At 64.2% G+C, this 21,416-nt stretch carries 11 protein-coding genes and 2 pseudogenes; 4 read left to right on the top strand and 9 right to left on the bottom strand.

Annotated elements, in window-relative coordinates; translation table 11 throughout:
- Positions 1-305 precede the first annotated feature (305 nt).
- The 6 genes and pseudogenes from AB0I14_RS20885 to AB0I14_RS20910 form a co-directional block, all read right to left on the bottom strand.
- Positions 306-6,710, bottom strand: a pseudogene (locus AB0I14_RS20885) (amino acid adenylation domain-containing protein); the annotation flags it as partial.
- Between the two features lie 56 nt (positions 6,711-6,766).
- A complete protein-coding gene (locus AB0I14_RS20890) occupies positions 6,767-6,997 on the bottom strand; it encodes an MbtH family protein (RefSeq protein ID WP_358026354.1) in 231 nt (76 codons plus the stop codon).
- Between the two features lie 1,195 nt (positions 6,998-8,192).
- Positions 8,193-10,268 carry a RecQ family ATP-dependent DNA helicase gene (locus AB0I14_RS20895; protein ID WP_358025527.1) on the bottom strand — a complete coding sequence of 692 codons (2,076 nt, stop codon included), beginning with the start codon at positions 10,266-10,268 and terminating at the stop codon, positions 8,193-8,195.
- A 204-nt stretch (positions 10,269-10,472) separates the two neighbouring features.
- Entirely contained in the window at positions 10,473-11,525 is a 1,053-nt protein-coding gene (gene dmpG / locus AB0I14_RS20900) for a 4-hydroxy-2-oxovalerate aldolase (protein WP_358025529.1), read from the bottom strand.
- A complete protein-coding gene (locus AB0I14_RS20905; protein WP_358025531.1) occupies positions 11,522-12,439 on the bottom strand; it encodes an acetaldehyde dehydrogenase (acetylating) in 918 nt (305 codons plus the stop codon). The genes dmpG and AB0I14_RS20905 overlap by 4 nt, the downstream gene beginning before the upstream one ends.
- Positions 12,440-12,462: 23 nt before the next feature.
- Positions 12,463-13,248 (bottom strand): 2-keto-4-pentenoate hydratase, encoded by a 786-nt coding sequence (locus tag AB0I14_RS20910; protein ID WP_358025533.1) that lies wholly within the window; start codon positions 13,246-13,248, stop codon positions 12,463-12,465.
- Positions 13,249-13,321: 73 nt separating this feature from the next.
- On the opposite strand from AB0I14_RS20910, the gene kstD reads away from it, so the two are divergent.
- A complete protein-coding gene (gene kstD / locus AB0I14_RS20915) occupies positions 13,322-15,028 on the top strand; it encodes a 3-oxosteroid 1-dehydrogenase (RefSeq protein WP_358025535.1) in 1,707 nt (568 codons plus the stop codon).
- Position 15,029: 1 nt separating this feature from the next.
- Entirely contained in the window at positions 15,030-15,890 is an 861-nt protein-coding gene (locus AB0I14_RS20920) for a MaoC/PaaZ C-terminal domain-containing protein (protein WP_358025537.1), read from the top strand.
- A 17-nt stretch (positions 15,891-15,907) separates the two neighbouring features.
- On the opposite strand, the gene AB0I14_RS20925 is transcribed toward AB0I14_RS20920, so the two are convergent.
- Positions 15,908-17,203: an FAD-dependent monooxygenase gene (locus AB0I14_RS20925; protein WP_358025539.1), complete on the bottom strand. Its 1,296-nt coding sequence runs from the start codon at positions 17,201-17,203 to the stop codon at positions 15,908-15,910.
- A 186-nt stretch (positions 17,204-17,389) separates the two neighbouring features.
- On the opposite strand from AB0I14_RS20925, the pseudogene AB0I14_RS20930 reads away from it, so the two are divergent.
- Positions 17,390-17,479 (top strand): annotated as a pseudogene (locus tag AB0I14_RS20930) (3-alpha,7-alpha,12-alpha-trihydroxy-5-beta-cholest-24-enoyl-CoA hydratase); the annotation flags it as partial.
- Between the two features lie 388 nt (positions 17,480-17,867).
- Positions 17,868-18,620, top strand: a complete 753-nt coding sequence (locus AB0I14_RS20935) for a hypothetical protein (protein ID WP_358025541.1) — start codon at positions 17,868-17,870, stop codon at positions 18,618-18,620.
- Between the two features lie 45 nt (positions 18,621-18,665).
- Here AB0I14_RS20935 and AB0I14_RS20940 read toward each other — a convergent pair whose 3' ends face one another.
- Positions 18,666-20,105 carry a glycoside hydrolase family 71 protein gene (locus AB0I14_RS20940; protein WP_358025543.1) on the bottom strand — a complete coding sequence of 480 codons (1,440 nt, stop codon included), beginning with the start codon at positions 20,103-20,105 and terminating at the stop codon, positions 18,666-18,668.
- 40 nt (positions 20,106-20,145) lie between these two features.
- Positions 20,146-21,411: a Wzz/FepE/Etk N-terminal domain-containing protein gene (locus AB0I14_RS20945; RefSeq protein ID WP_358025545.1), complete on the bottom strand. Its 1,266-nt coding sequence runs from the start codon at positions 21,409-21,411 to the stop codon at positions 20,146-20,148.
- Between the last annotated feature and the right edge of the window lie 5 nt (positions 21,412-21,416).

A 21,416-nucleotide genomic window follows, 5' to 3' on the forward strand; every position in this document is an offset into this window, starting at 1 on the left:
GTCCACGCCCAGGTCGGAGCACCCGCCAGCGAGCACACCTGGATGGGCGACTTGCGGACGATGACGTCATAGCGGTACCGGGTCAGCTCGTTGTCGGCCTCACCCCGTTTGACCTGGATACCTATCCCGCCCACCGACGGGTGATCGGCCGCCCAGCCCGTGAAGAACTCCGGGGACAGAAGCAATTCGTGCTCACCCAAGATCGCGCGTTGCACCCGTTGACGAAGGTCGTCGGTGTCGGTGCCAGAGCTGCTGCGTGCCAACGCGATGCCGGTCTGGAACGCGCCCTGCAGGCTGTGGTTGCGCACATCGCCGACGAACAACGTTCCGCCCGGAGCTAACAGCTCCACTGCCTTGTCGATGACCTCGGCCAGATACCCCGCGCTCGGGAAGTACTGGACCACCGAGTTGATCACCACCATGTCGAACTGGTTCTGCGGCAGCCCTTCGGTGACATGCGCCGGCCGGGTCAGCAGATGAACCCGATCTCCCCATGGCTGTCCGGCAACCGCAGTCTGCAAGGTCGCGATGGTCGGCGCGGAAAAGTCTGTCCCCCAATACTCCACGCAGTTCGGGGCAATCTGTGAAAGCAAGAGCCCCGAGCCCACGCCGAGTTCCAGGACCCGCTGTGGCCCCAGTGCCAGAATCCGGTCGACGGTTGCCGCGCGCCACTCCGCCATCTCGTGCAGCGGAATCGCGTCGTCGGTGTAACTGCTGTTCCATCCCCGGAAGTCATTGCCGAACTCCACCTCTTCGAGGTCGGCGTCATAGAGGTCGTCGTACATGTTTTGCCACTGGTCCACCACGTCGGCGTCGTGGTCGGCGGTACGGCCGTGCTCGAGCGCGATGTAGCCGACCAGATGATCGACACCGGTGCTACCCCGATGTACCGCGGCGGCCGCCCGTGTGACCTGGGGGCAGGCCAGCAGAGTGTTCTCGATCTCGCCCAGTTCCAAACGCTGCCCACGCAGTTTGATCTGTGCATCGGCACGACCCAGGTATTGCAGGCTGCCTGCCGAGGTCCACCGCACCAGGTCGCCGGTGCGGTACAAGCGGGTACCCGGAGCACCAAAGGGGTTGGCCACGAATCGGTCTGCGGTCAGTTCCGCCCGGCCCACGTAGCCGCGCGCAACCACAGGACCGGCCAGATACAGCTCGCCCACCACCCCGACCGGGGCCGGGTTCAGCCGTGAATCCAGCACCAGCGCGCAGGTACCCGGGACCGGGGCACCGATCCGCACCGGCTCCCCGGCCGACAACGCACTCCAGGTAGCCCAGATGGTCACTTCGGTTGGACCGTACGCGTTGAACATCCGCCGACCCGGCGCCCACGCGGCCACCAACTCCGCCGGGCAAGCTTCACCACCGGTGACCAACGTGTCCAGTCCATCAATCCGGGCTGGATCCAGCGTCGCCAGCACCGTCGGGGTGATCAACCCGGCAGTGACATTCTGGCTTTCAAGGACCGCGGTCAACGCCTCACCGGCATAAGACTCCGGCGGGGCCACCACCAACGCCGCCCCCGAGGCCGCCGCCCACAACCATTCGAACACCGAGGCGTCGAACGTCGGTGCCGCCACCATCAGCACCCGCGCACCCGCACCCACGTCGAACAATTCACGATGCGCCGCAGCCACCCCCAAGATCCCGGCGTGGCTGACCGCCACGCCCTTCGGCGTACCGGTGGAACCCGACGTGAAGATCACATAGGCCGCATCGTCAATACTCAATGACGCCAACCGATCCGAATCGGTAAGGGGATCCGCACGGTGCTCGGACAGATCCACCACATCGAGCGGGACCACGAGACGGCCACCAGCCCCATCGACCCCACCGACACCGCAGGTGAGCACGCAAATCGCGTCGACGGTGTCCAACACCGTGGAGATCCGCTCGGCCGGATGCGCCGGATCAACCGGCACATACACCCCACCGGCCTTGAGCACCGCCCACCACGCGACCACCAACTCGGCGCAGCGGCCCATCGCCACACCGACGGCGCGCTCAGGACCCACCCCCACCTCGATCAAGGCCCGTGCCAACCGATTTGAGACCTCATCCAATTCCCGGTACGACAGCTCACGCGACCCGTCCACAACCGCAACAGCGTCCGGATCTGCAGTGACCGCCGCCGCCAGCAACTCCGGGGCCAAACCCTCGGGTCCGGATATATCGGCACCAGACCACTTGTGCAGCACCAGATCCCGCTCATCCTGATCCAGCAGTCCTACGTCGCCCACCACCACCGACGGATCAGCCACCAGGGCATCGACCACCCGGCCGAACCAACCCACCAGCCGCTCGACACTGGAACGGTCATACAGATCGGTGGCATAGGCGACCGTGCCTGCCGCCATCAGCGAACCGGGGCGACCAGTCGGCGCCGCGTTCATGTCGAACAGCACGCTCGTGTCCCCGCTGGGCAGCTCCCTCAGATCGAATTCCAAGTCGAATCGGGCGGTGCGGATATCGGCAGCCACCGGTTCGACGTCGAGTTCGTCGAGTTCGATCGTGGGACGGACATTGTTCTGGAAAGCCAACGCCACCTGGAACAGCGGATGATGCGACGTGGACCGCGTCGGGTTGAGCCGCTCCACCAACAACTCGAAAGGCACGTCTTGATTGGCATAGGCATCCAGCGCTTTTTGCCGTACCCGCTCCAGCACTTCGCTGAACCGCAGCGCGGGGGCAACCCCCACCCGCAGGACCCAGGAGTTGACAAAGAACCCGACCAACTCGTCAAGCGCTTGGTCCATGCGTCCAGCGATCGGGGTGCCCAACGCGATGTCCTCGCCGACCCCGGCCCGGTGCAGCGCCACTGCCATCGCCGCCTGCAGCACCATCGACACCGTCGCGTTGTGAGCCGCGGCCACCGCCTTGATTCCCGCCCACGACTCCGGTCCGATGTACAGATCAACCGCATCACCGCGATAACTCGGTACCGGCGGGCGCGGCCGATCGGCCGGCAGTGACACCACCTCAGGAAGGTCGGCCAACTCCTGCCGCCAATAGGCCAGCTGGCGGGCTGTCACACTGTCTCGATCAGACTCGGAACCCAGCCAATCTTGCTGCCACAGAGTGTAATCGGCGTACTGCACCGGTAGCGGCACCCGCTCCGGAGCCTGCTCCTGTACCCGCGCCCGATACGCCTCTCCCACATCACGCGCCATCGGGGCCATCGACCAGCCGTCAAAGGCGATGTGATGCAATACGATCCCGAGGACGTACTGCTGCCGACCGACTTCATAGATCTGCACCCGGATCGGGATCTCACTCGATAGGTCAAATCGGTACTCGGCCAGGGAGATCAACTCGCCGACCACATCGGCTTCCGCTGCCGACACCACCGCCGGCCCGCCGCGGCGCCACAGTCCGGGCTGCGCGGGCAGTACCTTCTGCGACGGCACACCGTCGACATCGGGAAACACCGTGCGCAGCGACTCATGCCGGGCGATCACGTCATCAAGCGCCGCATCGAGCGCACCCACATCCAATGCGCCGTTGATCCGGAATGCGATCGGCATGTTGTAGGTCGCCGCGCCATCCTCGAACCGGTTGAGGAACCACATGCGGTTCTGTGCGTAGGACAGCGGCACTACCGCGGGACGCTCGCCCGCGGTGAGCGGCGCACGTCCGTCAGATCCCTCGCCGAGGCGCGGGGCCAACTGCGCGACAGTCGGTGCATCGAACAATGTCCGCACCGCAAGCCCGGCAGACAAACTCGTGTTGACGGCGGCGGCCACCCGCATCGCCATGATGCTGTCGCCGCCGAGCTCGAAGAAGGAGTCGTCAACGCCGACTCGCTCCAGGCCGAGCACCTGGGCGTAGATGCCGGCCAGGATTTCTTCGGTGGCAGTCGACGGTGCCCGATACCGGTCGCCCGTGTATTCGGGTGCGGGCAGGGCTCGCTTGTCGAGCTTTCCGTTGACGGTCAGCGGCAACGACTCAAGCATCACAATCGCCGCAGGCACCATGTAATCCGGTAGCCGCTGTCCCAACGCAGACCGTACCGACACCGGATCTGCCGTTCCGGTGATGTAGCCGACCAGGCGCTTATCACCTGGGCGGTCTTCACGGACAACGGCCACCGCCTGCTGCACGCCATCCAGATCGGCCAACGCTGTCTGGATTTCGCCGAGTTCGATGCGGTAGCCGCGGATCTTGACCTGTTCGTCAGCACGCCCGGCGTACCGCAGCTGCCCGTCCGGGCCCCACGAGACCAGATCTCCCGTCCGATACATCCGGGCGCCAGGTGCGCCGAACGGGCAAGGAACAAACCGAGATCCGGTCAACCCCGCCCGGCCCAGATACCCGACGCCCACACCGCGGCCGGCCACATACAACTCACCCACCACACCGACCGGAACTTCTCGCAGCCACCGATCAAGGACGAACAACGCCGCCCCCGGCACCGGCACGCCAATCGGGACGGTATTGGAACCGGGGGCCAGCGGAGCACTGATCGTGGCATACACCGTCGTCTCGGTTGGACCGTAACCATTGATCAACACCCGACCCGGCGCCCAGCTGTCCACCACATCGGGCGGGCAGGGCTCGGCAGCCACCATCAACGACGTCACCGTACCCAACACCTGTGGATCCAAAACCCCTACCGCCGAAGGAGTCTGGCTCAACACTGTCACCTCTTGGTCAACCAGCAACGACTGCAGGTCCTGCGGTGACCGCGTCACCGACTCGGGCACCACCACCAGACGGCCGCCGAACAGCAGCGCCCCCCAGATCTCCCACACCGAGTAATCGAAAGCCAACGACGAACACGCAGCCCACACCTGCTGCGGACCCAACTCCACACCCACATCCAGGCGATCAAACAACCGCGTCACGTTCTGATGCGTAACCGCAACGCCTTTCGGCACACCCGTCGTCCCCGACGTGTAGATGACGTGCGCAACATCATCCGGTGCCGGGACCGGCAGTGCCGAGCTGGATTGAGCGTCGATACGCGGATCATCGATATCAATGACCGCTGCGCCACACTCGCCGAGTCGATCTCTCAGCTCGGTGGTCGTGATCACCGCCACCGGCGCCGCATCAGCCACCATGAACTCGATGCGCGCATCCGGCACCACCGGATCAATCGGCAGATACGCCGCCCCCGACTTCAAAACCCCCAAGATCGCGACGACCGCATCGGCCGAACGCCCCGTCAACAGACCGACACACCCACCCGGACCTGCCCCCTCGGCAACCAGCAAGCGCGCCAACCGGTTCGACGCCTCATCCAGGTCCCGGTATGTCATCGACCGACCCTCGAAACTGACCGCCACCGCCCCCGGAGCCCGCTCCACCTGCGCCGCGAACAATGCCGGAATCGAAGACTCCACCACCGACTCGGTCAGCACCGCCCGATGACCAACCTCATCCAGACGCGCCCGCTCGGCAACATCGAGCACATCCACCGACGACAACAACTGAGCCGGATCAGCCGTCATCGCCACCAACACCCGCTGCAACCGGGCCGCAAGTTCAGATACCTCAAAATTGGAGAACGGCTGGCCGGTCCCCATGGTGCTGAGAAGCAATTGATCTCCTGCGCTGGAGAAGATCAGTCCAAAGCCCCCCACGACGCCGGCGTTGGTCAACGACGCCGACGCCGCCGCACCACCAAAGTCCAAATTGAACGTCGACGGAAGGAAGTTCACGCTCACCCGATTGGCCATCTGCCCCACTGCGCGCGGGTTGACCTTGCGCTCGAATGCATGCACCGGAAACCGTTGATGCTGCACGGCTTCTTGGATGCGCGCCTCGACATGGTCGATGAAATCGGAAATCGACAACGCCGGGGGGGCCGTCAACACCAGCGGCACAACCCCCGCCACCATCCCTGGAAGCGTCCGCGACTCGGGGCGCACACGACGGCTGACGGGGAAGTCGAGCACGACGTCTGAGCCGTCGGCACACCACCCGCGCACGAGGAGTGCACACGCCGCGGTGACGACCGATGAGCGGGGGACGTTCTTCGACCGGGCCAGCGCGTCGACCCTGTGGAGCAGGTCGGAATCCAACTGCACCGGGGCCGTAGGCCAATGAACCTCATGGTTGTCGTCGGTCTCGACAGACCACTGCTGCCGGTCACTTTCCGGTGGAAGGTGCCGGTTCCAGTACTCCTGGTCGTCGAGGTAGTCACCGGACGCTTCGTAGTCCGCCTCGCAGGCGATCAGATCCGACAGCGATCCGAAGATCGCAGGCGGAATGGGTGCACCGGTGACAAGTGCCGAGTAAACCGACGCAAGCCGAGCGCCGACGAGCGCGATACCGGTTCCATCCAGAACGATGTGGTGACAGCACGCGAGCAGAAAATGCTCGTCGGCACGGGTCTGAAAGAGTGCGCATTTGAACAGCGGACCCGTCAGGGGTAAGGGCGTACGTTCGATTTCCGCCGCCAGCTCCCGGGCTTTCAGCTCGGGATCGGCGGTGCCGGTCAGGTCGTGGAACGCCAGCTCAACGCTCGGGTAGTCGACCGTCCGCTGGAAGACCTGCCCGTCCGACTCGAAGAACGTGGCCCGCATCGGTTCGGCCTCGCGGATCACACGACAGATCGCCCATTCGAGGGCGTCGCGGTCTACCTCACCCACGATCTTGACGAACAAGCCGAGTTGCCACTCCGTACCGGAACGAGCGACGTCTTGCGCAAGCCATATATCGAGCTGTGCGCGTGTTATCGGCAGCGCCTGTTCAACGTGCTGCATCAGACTCTCCCACCGCGAAATCTCTTGCCAGCCCCCCGGCCCATTGGTTCTCAGATTTAGTTGTCAGACCCCTGGGTCTGCGCCAATCTGTCGCGCAGGCTCTTCGGCCGGATATCCGGCCAGTTCTGTTCGATGTAGTCCAGGCACGCAGCGCGATCCGATTCGCCGTACACCACCTTCCAACCGGCAGGAACATCGGCGAAGGTCGGCCACAGACTGTGTTGCTCCTCGTCGTTGATCAAGACGAGAAAACGGCCGTTGTCGTCGTCAAACGGGTTGATGCTCACCTGGTCCCCCCCATCGTCGAGTCGACCAGTAAATATCGTTCGAGAATCCGGACACACGGCATCGGCCCCGCACCTGATCTCCACGATGTCTGTTTCTTGTGGCCCACTCCAGCTTTGACGTGTCTTGTTGCAGAGCGCCAGCATATCCACATCTTCTTGACGGAGGTGCAGAATTAGCAATCCAAGCATTTCCTGTTGCTGTACTGAGGGTATTCACCTTCTCAATCAACTGGCCGACCCGGGGCGAGCAAATGCCGTTGAGATTCACCGCGAAGACCCCACTGACGTGCGCCACTCGCGACCTTCAGTAACCCCGGAGGTTGGACTCACCGACCCCGACACCGACCGCTCGATGCCGGGCCGGCCCGGACGGGTGGCCAAATTCTTCCCACACAATTGGCATGTAATACACAAATAGGACGTGGACGCTGCTCGGCGAACGCATGGGTACACCGCGGGGTCAGCGTCGCCCCCAGGGAGCGTCGAGGCCCGCGGTCGGGACGGCCCCGCTAGCCGTTCACACAGGCATTTCCCAGGTGAAACACTCGGCGACCGCTGCGTTTGGGATCCGTCCGATCGGCGGCAAGGCCGCGGGTAAAAGTGACGCGGGAAACGCCGATTCCACCCGTGCCACATCCGGCTTCGAGGGCCGCTCGTCGGTCGCGGCCCATATCAAGAACACGCGTGTAGTTCTATCTAGCGAAGCGGAGCACAAGAGAACCGGGACGCCAACAAGCCCCCAACCCCACCAATGGGTAGCCCGACCTCCCGCCATCGAGGTTCCAGCAAAATCCGAGCGAATCATCCGCCAACCGCAACTCATCGTGATTCACGATCGGAATCGACGACCGACAGTTAGCCACGTAATGGATAGTTCCATTATCAAGATCATTGTTTTCAAAGTTTCCGAACGCAAAAACTGGCGAACAATTGGTGCGGAATCCGCCGCACCGTAGCCGCACCGACTTGATCTTCATCGTCGCCTCTTGTGCGGCCTACAGCCAGCTTGAAACCCGAGCCTATTGGCGCGATACGCGCACGGACTTGCAGAGACAGTAAACATAATTCGTTGACTAGTGAAATAAACCCGGAGCTTAATTGCTGGCAGCGTTATTTTGCGCCGGATATCTGCCGCCCGAACCGGACGCCGAAAAGTTCGCTCGCCGGGGACACCGGTCAAGCTTCGCCAGATGACTCAGCTGACGCTTGCCAACACCAACGGCAGGACCGCGGGCACACCGGCATCACGCAGCAGCCGGGCGGCCATGGTCAGTGTCCAGCCCGTGTCCGACATGTCGTCGACCAACAGCACCGGCCCCTTCGGATCCAGTTGTGGTCGTTCCCAGGCACCGTCCAGCGCCGCCACTCGGTAGGCCGAATTCGCAGCGGTGACAGGCCGGTGTTGAGGGGTGTAGCTCAGGATGCCGAGATTCGTCAGCCGCCCAATCTCGGCCAGACGCCCCACAGTCGAGGAGATCAGCATCGGGTGCGTATGAGAATCCAGCCCCATCACCGCCACCGGCCGCTGATCCCAGTCCCAGGCCTTGAGGACGTCGACGGCCGCAGCGATCACGTTGTCGGGTACCTCGCCGTCAGGCTCGGCCAGCAGTCGCCGTAGCCGCGCTCCCCAGCCGAGATCGGTGAGTCTGCCGATCGCCCGGCCGGGTGCTGCACCCTCGGTGATCCGACCCGACAGCGGCACCCCCAGGGCAGCCAACCCGGACGGCCACTGCTTGCGCGGGGCCACCAAGACACCGGGTCTCGAGAGGCGTTGCGCGGTGTCGGTGAGGATGTCCTCCGCCACCGTGGCCTGGTACTGCCGACCGGCGCAGTTGTCACAGCGTCCGCATTGCGCACCGGCGGTCAGCTCGGGATCGTCGAGTTGGCCACGCAGGAAGGCCATGCGGCAGCCGTCGGTGGTCTGATAGTCCAGCATCGCCTGTTGCTCCCGGCGACGCGCCTGGTCCAGTGCCTGGTAGCGCGCCTCGTCGTAGCTCCACGGCACTCCTGTGCCGATCCAGCCGCCCTTCACGCGGCGGACCGCGCCGTCGACGTCGAGCACCTTGAGCACCATCTCCAGGCGGGACCGGTTGAGATCCACCAGGGGTTCCAGCGCCTGGGTGGACTGCGCGCGGTCGGACTCCAAGGCGCCGATGACATGGCGCACCATGGATTCAGACGGGAATGCCACCGATGCGAAATACCGCCAGACGTCCTGATCCTCGGTGCCGGGAAGCAGGATCACCTCGGCGCTGTCGGTCGCGCGCCCGGCGCGCCCCACCTGCTGGTAATAAGCGATCGGCGACGACGGCGCCCCCAGGTGCACGACGAATCCCAGGTCGGGTTTGTCGAAGCCCATGCCCAGCGCGGACGTGGCCACCAGGGCCTTGACGCGGTTGCCGAGCAAGTCGGCTTCCAATTGTTCGCGTTCTGTGGTGTCGGTGGACCCGGTGTAGGCGGCCACCTTGTGGCCACGCTCGGCCAGCAGTGCGGCCACGTCGTGGGCCTGGGCGACCGTGAGGGTGTAGATGATGCCCGAGCCGGGCAGGGAGTCCAGTTGCGCCGCGATCCACGCGGCCCGCTGCGCGGGGGTGCCCACCTGCACCACCGACAGCCGCAACGACTCGCGGTCCAGCCCACCACGCAGCACCAAGGTATCCGATCCGCCCACCCCCAACTGCGCCGCGACATCACTGACCACCCGGTCGTTGGCAGTCGCAGTGGTCGCGAGAACCGGTACCTCGGAACCCAATTCGGCGATCAGGGTACGAATCCGGCGGTAGTCCGGCCGGAAGTCGTGTCCCCAGTCGGACACGCAGTGCGCCTCGTCGACCACCACCAGACCCGCATCGGCGGCCAGTGCCGGCAGCACGTTGTCACGAAAGTCGGGATTGTTGAGGCGCTCGGGGCTGACGAGTAGTACGTCGAGTTCTCCGTCGGCCACCTGCCGGTGAATCGCGTCCCATTCGGTGACATTGCCGGAGTTGATCGTGGCGGCCCGCACCCCGGCCCGCTCGGCGGCCGCCACCTGGTTGCGCATCAATGCCAGGAGCGGGGACACGATGACCGTCGCCCCACGACCGGAGGCGCGCAGCAGCTTGGCCGCGATGAAGTAGACCGCCGATTTGCCCCACCCGGTGCGTTGCACGACCAGTGCGCGGCGCCGCTGCACCACCAGAGCCTCGATCGCAGCCCACTGGTCATCGCGCAGCACCGCCCCCGGCCCGGCCAGTTGTTCGAGGATCGCCTGGGCCTGCTCGCGGGTTGCCATGACCCCAATGATGCCGGGTGCGCCCGACAGTCCCACCTTCCGGACCCGGTCAGTCAACTTCGAGTGTGTAATGCGCTGCAGCGGTGGTTATTTCACCGCTCGTATCGTGCGGGCGGCCGCCTGGGACAGCCCCGAATGTGAGGCGAAAAGCACGCTGGGCCCTCCGGTCACGGAAGGCCCAGCGAGGAAATACGTCTGGCGAGGTTAGGCCTTGGCCTTCTCTGCTTCCTGCTCGCGCTTGATCTCCAGCGCGATGTCGATGAGCTGGTCTTCCTGACCACCGATCAGCTTCCGCTGGCCGACGCGGAGCAACAGCTCGTGGGCGGGCACCCCGTAGCGTTCGCCCTGGCGCACCGCGTGCTTGAGGAAGCTGGAGTACACCCCCGCGTAGCCCATCACGAGCGCGTTGCGGTCCAGCAGGCACTCGGTCGGCATCGCCGGGGCGACGACCTCTTCAGCGGCATCGGCGATGTCGAAGAAGTCGATGCCGGTCTTGACGCCGATCTTGTCGAACACCCCGACCAGCGCCTCGACCGGTGCGTTGCCCGCACCCGCGCCGAACCGGCGGCAGGAGCCGTCGATCTGCTTGGCACCCGCGCGCACAGCCTCGACCGAGTTGGCCACGCCCAGGCCGAGATTCTCGTGGCCGTGAAATCCAACTTGAGCATCGTTACCGAGTTCGGCAACCAGCGCCGCCACCCGGTCGGCGACACCTTCGAGTACGAGCGCGCCCGCCGAATCGACGACGTAGACGCACTGGCATCCCGCGTCGGCCATGATGCGGGCCTGCTTGGCCAGCTTCTCCGGAGAGATGGTGTGGCTCATCATCAGGAACCCGACGGTCTCCAGGCCCAGCTCACGGGCGAGCCCGAAGTGCTGGATCGAGACGTCGGCCTCGGTGCAGTGGGTCGCGATGCGACAGATCGAGCCACCGTTGCTCTGGGCTTCCTTGATGTCTTCCTTGGTGCCCACACCCGGCAGCATCAAGAAGGCGATCTTGGCTTCCTTGGCCGTCTCGGCGGCCAGCTTGATCAGCTCCTGCTCCGGGGTCTTGGAGAACCCGTAGTTGAAGCTCGACCCGCCCAGGCCGTCACCGTGGGTCACCTCGATGACCGGAACCCCGGCAGCATCCAGAGCGGCCACGATGGCGCCGACCTCGTCCTTGGTGAACTGATGGCGCTTGTGATGGGACCCGTCGCGCAGCGACGTGTCGGTCATCCGGACGTCCCACGCCGGGTTGAAGAAAATGTCACTCATGCTTGCGCACCTCCAGTAACCGCCAGCGACTCTTTCGCGATCTCCTCGCCGACCTTCGTCGCCGCCGCGGTCATGATGTCCAGATTTCCAGCGTAGGGCGGCAGGTAGTCACCGGCACCCTCCACTTCCACGAACACGGTGACCAGGTGGTTTCCACCGTTGACCACCGACGGTTCGTCGAACTGCGGTTCGTTGAGCAGCCGGTAGCCCGGCACATACGTCTGCACCTCGGCCACCACGTCCTTGATGGACTGCGTGATCGCGGCGTGATCAGCATCCTCGGGGATCGCGCAGAAAATGGTGTCGCGCATGATCATCGGCGGCTCGGCCGGGTTCAGGATGATGATCGCCTTGCCGTCGCGAGCCCCACCGATGTCGCGCACACCTGCGCTGGTGGTCTTGGTGAACTCGTCGATGTTCGCCCGGGTGCCCGGACCGGCCGACGCCGAGGACACCGACGCCACGATCTCGGCGTAAGGAACGCCCACCACTCGGCTCACCGCGTACACCATCGGAATGGTGGCCTGGCCACCGCAGGTGACCATGTTGACGTTCGGCGCATCGAGGTGCGCGCGCAGGTTCGCCGGCGGGATGACGCCGGGGCCGACGGCCGCCGGGGTCAGGTCGATCGCGCGGATGCCGGCCTCGGCGTAGCGCGGAGCAGCGTCCCGGTGCACGTAGGCGCTGGTGGCCTCGAACACCATGTCCGGCTTCTCGTTCTGGGCGAGCAGCCAGTCCACACCCTCGTGGCTGGTTTCCAGACCAAGCTTGCGGGCCCGGGCCAGACCTTCGGACGCCGGATCGATGCCGATCATCCAACGCGGCTCGAGCCATTCCGAACGCAGCAACTTGTAAAGCAGGTCGGTGCTGATGTTGCCCGACCCGACGATGGCAACTGATGCCTTTTCAGCCATATCGGCTCCCTATCCTCGAAACATCATTCGAAAGAAAGATGTACAGAACCTAACCCGGCGAAGTCAGCGACGAAATCGCTGCCCGGAGGTGCATCTATCGCACGCGTGCACGAGCCCGGCAACACGATGTCACCGGCCTTCAGACGCACGCCGAAGCTCTCCACCTTGCGTGCCAACCAGGCCACCGCGGTGACCGGATTTCCCAACACCGCATCGCTGCGTCCCTCGGCCACGACCTTGCCGTGGTTGGTCAGGACAGCGTCGATATTGCAGATGTCGATGTCTTTGGGCGACACCCGCGCTTCCCCGAGCACCCAACCGGCGCTGCTGGCGTTGTCCGCGATGGTGTCGCACAACTTGATCTGCCAGTTGGTGATGCGGGTGTCGATCAGCTCGATCGCCGGGGCGAATGCGGCCGTCGCGGCCAGCACGTCCTCCTCGGTGCAGCCGGCCCCGGGCAGATCGTCGGCCAGGATGAACCCGACCTCGACCTCGACGCGCGGGTACAGGAACTTCGACGACGGCACCGGAACGTTCTCGAACACCTCCATCTCATCGAGGAGATGGCCGTAGTCCGGCTCGTCGACACCCATCATGTCCTGCATCGCCTTGCTGGACAGCCCGACCTTGTGACCGATGATGCGTGCACCCTCGGCGACCCGCTGCCGGATGTTGATCAGCTGGATCTCGTAGGCATCCACCACATCGATATCGCCGTACCGATCCGTCAGCGGCGTCATCGGAACCCGGCTCCGCTCGGCCTGAGCGAGATCGGCAGCGAGCTCATCGCGCACCTCGACACTAAGCATTTTGGTGAATTCCCCTCGCTTCTTTGACCGGCGCAGTTGTCCACAGGCCCGGCAATTCTATAACGTGTTCTACATGACTGGACAGGAGTACGACGTTGTCGTGGTCGGCAGCGGCGCTGCCGGCATGGTCGCCGCCCTCACCGCGGCCCATCAGGGCCTCTCGACAGTAGTCGTAGAGAAGGCACCGCACTATGGAGGTTCCACTGCGCGGTCAGGTGGTGGGGTGTGGATCCCGAACAACGAGATTCTCAAGCGCGACGGCGTGAAAGACACCCCCGAGGCCGCCCGCACCTACCTGCACAAAATCATCGGTGACGTGGTGCCCGCGGAGAAGATCGACACCTACCTCGACCGCTCGCCGGAGATGCTGTCGTTCGTCCTGAAGAACTCCCCGCTCAAGCTGTGCTGGGTGCCCGGGTACTCGGACTACTACCCCGAGACGCCCGGCGGCAAGCCCACCGGCCGCTCGGTGGAGCCCAAGCCGTTCAACGCCAAGAAGCTCGGAGTTGACGAGAAGGGCCTGGAGCCGCCGTACGGCAAGGTGCCGATGAACATGGTGGTGATGCAGCAGGACTACGTGCGGCTCAACCAGCTCAAGCGTCATCCCCGCGGCGTGCTGCGCAGCATCAAGGTGGGTGTCCGTTCCGTGTGGGCCAACGCCACCGGCAAGAACCTGGTCGGCATGGGCCGAGCGCTGATCGCGCCGCTGCGCATCGGCCTGCAGCAGGCCGGCGTCCCGGTCCAGCTGAACACCGCGCTGACCGATCTCTACGTCGAGGACGGCGTCGTCCGCGGCGTTTATGTCCGCGACACCACCAAGGGCGAAACCGCTGAACCGCAACTGATCCGCGCGCGCCGCGCAGTGATCCTGGGCTCAGGCGGATTCGAGCACAACGAGCAGATGCGGGTGAAGTACCAGCGCGCCCCCATCACCACCGAGTGGACGGTGGGCGCGGTGGCGAATACGGGCGACGGCATCCTGGCCGCCGAAAAGCAGGGTGCTGCACTCGAATTCATGGAGGACTCGTGGTGGGGCCCGACGGTCCCGCTGACCGACTCGCCGTGGTTCGCCCTGTCCGAGCGCAACTCCCCCGGCTCGATCATCGTCAACATGGCCGGCAAGCGGTTCATGAACGAATCGATGCCGTACGTCGAGGCCTGCCACCACATGTACGGCGGCGAGTACGGCCAGGGCGCGGGCCCGGGCGAGAACATCCCGGCCTGGCTGATCTTCGACCAGCAGTACCGTGACCGCTTCATCTTCGCGGGTCTGCAGCCCGGACAACGAATTCCGAAGAAGTGGCTGGAATCCGGCGTCATCGTCAAGGCCGACACCCTCGAGGAGCTGGCCGCCAAGACCGGTCTGCCCGCCGACGCGTTCGGCGCGACCATCGACCGGTTCAACGGCTTCGCCCGTTCCGGGGTGGACGAGGACTTCCACCGCGGCGAGAGCGCATACGACCGCTACTACGGCGATCCCACCAACAAGCCCAACCCCAACCTCGGCGAAATCAAACACGGCCCGTACTACGCGGCCAAGATGGTGCCGGGCGACCTGGGCACGAAGGGCGGTGTCCGCACCGACCTCGTCGGCCGCGTGCTACGCGACGACGACTCCGTGATCGACGGCCTCTACGCCGCAGGTAACGTCAGCTCACCGGTGATGGGTCACACCTACCCCGGCCCCGGCGGCACCATTGGTCCCGCCATGACGTTTGGATACCTCGCGGCGCTCGACATCGCCGCGGCGGTTCCCGCCACATCGAACACAAGGGGCTGACATGCCGATCGATCTCGACAAGGCGCTGGGCGCCGAGCTGGAGCCCATCGAGTTCTCCTGGACCAGCAGCGACATCCAGCTGTACCACCTGGGCCTCGGCGCCGGTGCCGACCCGATGAGCGCGCGTGAGCTGAGCTACCTCGTCGACGACACCCCACAGGTGCTGCCGACGTTCGGCAACGTCGCGGTCAGCTTCCACATGACCGAGGCGCCCAAGGTGCAGTTCCCCGGTATCGACATCGAGCTGTCGAAGGTGCTGCACGCCAGCGAGGCCGTGAGCGTGCCGGGCCCGATCCCGACCAGCGGCACCGCGAAGTCGGTGCAGCGCTTCACCGAGATCTGGGACAAGGGCAAGGCCGCCGTCATCGTCAGCGAATCCACGGTGACCGATGAATCCGGCAAGGTGCTGTGGACCACCAAGCGGTCGATCTTCGCCCGCGGTGAGGGTGGTTTCGGCGGCGAGCGCGGACCGGCGACCTCGGCCGAACTGCCTGATCGCGCACCCGATGTCGAGATCTCGCTGCCGACGCTGCCGCAGCAGGCGCTGCTGTACCGGCTGTGCGGTGACCGCAACCCTCTGCACTCCGACCCGGCCTTTGCCGCGGCGGCGGGCTTCGATCGGCCGATCCTGCACGGACTGTGCACTTACGGCATCGGTTGCAAGGCCATCGTCGACAACCTGCTCGACGGCGACGTGTCCCAGGTGGCTTCCTACGGCGCCCGGTTCGCCGGCGTGGTGATCCCCGGAGAGACGCTGCAGGCCAACATCTGGAAGGAAGACGGCAAGTTCATCGGCGTGCTCACCGCACCGTCGCGGGACAACGCCGTCGTACTGTCCGGTGTGGAGCTCGTCCCGGCTTAGGCGTAAACCGCACTGCCCTACCCACTGGGCCGAACAGCCTTGGGCCCCAGCCGCTCCCGAAGCTTCTGCAGTGCCGCGGATTCCTGTGTCACGCGGTACAGCCCCTCCGTCACCCGGTACAGCCGACAGTAGATCGACGGGGGGACATGCGGGAGCATCGGAGAGCGGCGCGCCCGGAGCGCTACCGAGAACTCTGCCGGGCGCAGACGAATGTAGCGCTGAAGGTCCTCGTACCACTGCGCACTGTTTCGCGCCCAGGCCTGGTGAGGCACGATGGCCCGCGACCGCTCAGCTTGGTACGAATCGAGCGCGGACTCCAGATCCTGGTGCCTGCAAAGCTTCTCAGCGAGCCCGATGGCATCTTCGAGTGCCAAGATCGTCCCTGATCCGATGCTGTAGTGCGTGGTGTGAGCCGCGTCGCCCATGAGAACGATGTTGTCGTGGTGCCAGCTCTTGTTGGTCACCGTCGCAAAATTTGTCCAGACTGCGCCAGTACGATTGGGCGCGGCGCTCAGCAATGGATGACCATCCAACTGCCGCTCGAAGATCCGGCTCAGAAGTGCCGTGGCATCCTCTTCTGCCAGGGTGTCGAAGCCGAGCCCGGTCCAGGTCTCCGGTGAGCACTCGACGATGACGGTACTTGTCCGTTCATCAGAACCATAGGCGTAGAACCAGATCCATCCGGCAGCAGTCTCAGCGAAGGCGAAGTTGAACGCATCGAAAACCCTGCCTGTGCCCAGCCAGACGAACTTGTTTCTGCCCATGACGACATTCGTCCCGAATATGTCCGAGTGGAGTTTCCTCAGCCGACTGTTTGCGCCGTCACACGCGATTATCAAGTCAGCTTCCGGTAGGCGAGAAGGGTCCGCCACATCGCGCTCAAACTGAATGTTGATTCCGAGTTCTGTTGCACGCCTAGAGAATATGTCGATGAGCGCCCGACGATTGATGCTCAATCCAGAGTGCCCGCTGATCTCCGCCTGAGCACCTTGGAGGTCAATCACGGTGTCGGACCAACGGAACGAGCTATCACGAATCTCATCGGCCAACCCCAGGTCGATGTCAGCAAGCTTGTCCAGCAGTGGCTGCCAGTAGGTAATCCCCCAGCCGTATGTCGATCCTGCGGGATTCCGCTCCAGGACGGTGATCTCGTGCGCCTTGTCCCGCCCCTTCATCAGGGTGGCAAACGACAGCCCGGCCGGCCCCCCGCCGACACACAAGATCTTCACCGTGCCCCTCCACTGCTGATGTCCAAATGCGTGATCATCAATCCTCCCGCGAGGAATCCGGCGTTTCTTGACGGCACAACCCACCTGCACTGACGGTAGACACTCCCGGAAGACCGTGTCAGTGTTTGCTCAAATGGGCCCCGGGCGAGCGTTGCGTCAGCAGGACAGGTTGCCGCCGGGGTCGACCCCCAGCAGTTTGGTGATCGCGCGGTACCGGTTCACCCGGCTCTGCACCTGATCCGGGTTGCGCCCGTCGCACTCCTGCGCGCCAAGGAAGACGGCAAGTTCATCGGCGTGCTCACCGCACCGTCGCGGGACAACGCCGTCGTACTGTCCGGTGTGGAGCTCGTCGCGGCCTAGGGCCAATCCGATCGAGCCGCTTTGGCGGCCTCGTTTTCACGGCAAGATCGGTCGTGAAAACGAGGCCGGCAGGCAGATCGTCCGTGCTGGCGGAAGGCCCGCCGGGTTGCACTTCGCCCTATTGGCCAGGCGCTGAATACGCCGTCGATGCGGAGAACGAACGTCCGGATCTGACGCACCGCAGGACCTTTGAGCGCAGCAGCCTCGCAATGTCCCTCCGAACCAGCGCAGCGTCGGCCATAATCCGGTAAGGCTTTCGGTCCACCGGAAGGGCTCGATGGTTCATTTGACGACATCCAAACCCTGGCTCCCGACTGGTGTCCAGACGCCCAGCCGCGTCGGCAGGGTGCCCCCGGTTCGGCCGGCGAGGAAGGTCCTCCGTAATGGTGTGAGGGCGGCCATCGCATCAAAACTGCTGCGCGGCATCGTGTCCGGGGCGTTGTTGCTCAGTCTGCTGACGACCGGATGCGCGCGATCAGCACCGATGGTCGAGCACATCGATCTGTACCAGGACTACACCACCATGCCGAACGGCCAGCATCCTCCGACGTTCGACTCCGGCCAGACGGCAACTCTCACGTACACCCCGAACGACACCGCCATGCCGACCGTTTCCGGAGGCAGGTCCATCATCGCCTTCAGCGGCGTCGGGAAGGGGGCGGGATACGCGTCCGGCCAGCTCAGTGCCACCGCCGCCTACATCGCGGCCGACTGGAATTTCAGTGCATCAGGGACAACAGACGGCGGTCAATTGGTCTTGTGCTTGTTCGCGAACCCGCTGCCGTCCGGACTTCTGGGCATTACCGCGGTGCCGGACAGTCCAGCGCACGTCACGTTTTTGGCTGATCACTTCGAATATGGTGTGTGGAAGAATGACACTCTCACCGTTATCGCCAATGTTGCGTACGGAAGACCTTTCACGACCGATACTCAGCACGTCGCCGTCTACGTCCGGAAAGACCTCGGCAAGGCCTGGGTGCTGGCCCCCACCGGTACGATTTACGGCCCCTACTCACACCCTGCGATCAGCGAGATAAATGCCCCATATGTGGCGGCCGAGCAGTTCTACGGTAGCGCCGACACGGATAGGCGGGTGGAGATACAACGGTGGCGTGCGACGTCCAGGCTCACCGACATCTAGTTGAGCCAGACCGGAACACGGCCACACCGAGCGCCAAGAATTGGACTACCGCAGCCCTCCCACCAACCGGTATTGCAGGTCCTGGACGAATGGGTGGTTGCTCACGGGGACGGCCGCTTGCGCCGATGCCACCACGGCGCCGCCGCGGGCCATCGTCACCGTGAAGGATCCCGGGCGCAGCGGTGCCACGCATGTTCCGCGACCGGGGGCGGCGAAACATGACGTCTGTTGATCGCCTGCGTCGATCTCCACTCGGGCGGGAGCGGTGGCAAAACTGACCACCTCGATGGCATCGCGCGGTTCGGAGGCATCCGGGACCGGGCGCATCAGCATCGTTTCCGGATACTCCGGAAGCGCGGCGACAGGCTGGATCCGGTATGAGGCGAAAACCGCATCGCGCGTAATCCTAGGCCGCTCACGCCATTTGAACGTGGCGATGTCGTATGCGTTGAGGTCGAGCATGCGCCATCCATGGGCAACCGACGGAGCCATCGCCGTCGATTCCGCGTAGTCGTTCCAGGTGATCAGCTGAACCCATTCGGCCCCCGCCTCGATCGCAAGCTGCCAGGCCATTCTATTCGTCATCCCATTCAACGACTCTTCGAAGGTGCCTATGCGTGGCCTGTTGTCCTGGAAGGGGACGGACTGCATCCAGATCTTTCCGTGGAGATGCGCTTGGTTGATCAGATCACGCGGCGATCCCCGAGCACGATCCGATGGGGACATTCCGCGAGGACTTCTGCCGCCCCACGCGGAGAACCCGTAGGAGATCGAAGCGTATCCGGCGATGTTGTCCGCGACGTCGACGAAGATGGGGACGAACGCAATACTGGTATGCATTTTCACGGCCAGGGCTTCCAACACCGCAGCCCACCACCCCGGATCTCGGCGTTCGGCGGCGAACGCGCCGAGCACCGGACGACCGTCGGGAAGCCGATACGCCGCCGGCGCATCCAGATATGTGGACATGTCTGCGACGAACTCTTCAGCAGAAAGTCCGGACAGCGGCCCAGAGATGTCGGCGGTGACGAGAATGTCGAAGTTGCCATTTCGAGCGGCGGCCGTGAGGAGATTGGCCACTACATCAGACTCCGCTCGGGGTTTGATGACATCTATTGCGAATCCATCTATACCCACCGATTTGGCTTGGCCTATCTCAGTCTCGAAGTCCTCGATCTGCCAATCCGGCCGATCCATCCGCTGGCGTGGCAGCGGACGGTCTCGGAGCAACCCGCCGTAGCCGGCGTGAATTCCTTCTTCACCCTCCGGGGAGAGATACTGGAGTTGGTAATAATCACTGCCCCCATCCATGTTGTCAATTGATATGGGGAAATTCGGTACATAGTGTGCGAATACCTTATGACGTGTCGGGCCGGTGGGTAGATCGAAAGGCAGGTACGCGGTGACGGCGCGTTCGGGGTGGGCCTCTCCCTCCTGAAAATTCGAAGGGCTGAAATCGAGGCCGAGGGAGACGAAAACCGCCACGAGCGCGAGGACCGCGGCGATCCGTCCGGCAACGCCACCCCTACAGATAGCGGCCGTCCACAGTCGAGGAGGCGCGAGCGAAGTTGACGACCACCCCGAGGACGGGGGTGCCGATTATCTTTGTCCCGTCGGCCATCTCAGTGAGCGAACGAGTCGTCTCACCGGCGTCGACCACCTGAACGACAACATCGGCGGCACCCATCAGAGCATGAGCCTCGACGGATTCGATGAAGGGCGGACAGTCGAGGATGACGATGTCGGCGCCTTCCTTCGCGACATCCAGGCGACGGTCGAAGCATTCGGCGGTGAGCACCGACATCAGACCGACCGTCGTTACCGCGATGGAACTGGCATACTCGCGCATCGGCTCCGACTCTGCGCTCTCCGAACCGAATTGCAGCTCGACAACGGATCTTCCACGTTCGGCGAACGCTCGGCAGAGCGTTCGCGACACCATACTCGCGCCATCACCATGATGCGGGGCGATCACCGCCAACACGGGCGGCTTGCTTATCCCGGACAGGCGATACAGACCCGAATCGACATTGACGCTCAGGCGTAAGGCAGCTTGCCGGAAACTCTCGTCCGCATCGAAAGCGTGGTCCACATCGGCTTTTCGGGCCAACACCTTGTTACGCGCGAACTGGCCGATCACCGCGCTTCCCGTGATTGCCTCCACGGAGCGGCGAGACCGCACCCTCGTGTCGAAGCGTTCGAGCAGCCAGATCAGGGCCAGCGCTGCGGCCAGGGCACCGATGACCGCGGCGGTGCAGGTCAGCCACAACGGATATCCAGTCGACACCGTGGTGGCGGGACTCGCCCGGGTCACCACCTGAACCAACGGCGGAATATCGGGGTTGTTGTCGACATACTCGATCTTCGCCACATAGGTATTGAGCACGTCACCGTAGGCGTTGGCGATGTTGGCCGCCCGATCCGCATTCGGATCGGTTACCGAAACAATCATCAGGACAGTATCTTTGACCGTCGATGCAGACACCTTGCCGACCATCTCCTGGGAAGTCAGCTTCAACCCGAGCCGGTCGATGACGAGCTGGGCGAGATCGTCGCTCTTGAACATCTTCGAGTAGGTCTGAACACGCTGCCGCGAGAACAGGTCGCCCTGGTAAGCGCCGGCCGAAGTCTTGACATCGGGCGCCCGCAGGAACAGCTGGGTCGACGCCGTGTACTGCGGGTGGGCGGTGACGTTATAGGCACTCGCCCCGACCACTGCCGCTACCAGGCAGACGGCGACACACAACCAGTGTCGCCGTAGGACGATCCACCATCGCTTGAAAAGTTCCATGGTCC

The organism is Mycobacterium sp. NPDC050441, assembly GCF_040655355.1.
Classification (GTDB): Bacteria; Actinomycetota; Actinomycetes; order Mycobacteriales; family Mycobacteriaceae; genus Mycobacterium.